Raw genomic sequence first — 416 nt, forward strand, 5'->3', positions numbered from 1 at the left:
ACTCCAACGGTCTCGTCGTCTACCGCGGGCTCGTCGAGAGGATCAACAGCGAGTACGACGCCTTCGTCGTCCCCCTCGCCAACGCCTTCCGGCCCAGCTTCGCGCCGGCGCTGCAGCGGCTGACGCGCGTCATCCGTCAGGTGAAGGTTCCCGTCGTCGTCCTCGGCGTCGGTGCACAGGCCAATGCCGAAGGGGATCTGGCCGCCCTCGGTCCGCTGGAGGAATCGGTGCGCGACTTCGTCTCGGCCGTCCTCGACCACGGCCCCACGATCGGCGTGCGCGGCGAGTTCACCGCCGACTACCTGGCGGGCCTGGGATTCCGCGACGTCGAGGTGATCGGCTGCCCGTCGATGTTCTTCGAGGGTCCCGTCCTGCCGACCATGAGGCCCGTCGGGGAGCTGACGGAGGCCTCGCGG

Annotated in this window: 1 protein-coding gene; it reads left to right on the forward strand. The window is 69.7% G+C overall.

Going from position 1 to position 416, the window contains the following annotated elements:
* Positions 1–416, forward strand: a 416-nt coding sequence (locus ACOADB_RS15665; RefSeq protein ID WP_378600390.1) for a polysaccharide pyruvyl transferase family protein, incomplete at both ends; no start/stop codon positions are given.

Source organism: Nocardioides sp. CPCC 206348, from assembly GCF_048654705.1.
Classification (GTDB): domain Bacteria; phylum Actinomycetota; class Actinomycetes; order Propionibacteriales; family Nocardioidaceae; genus Nocardioides.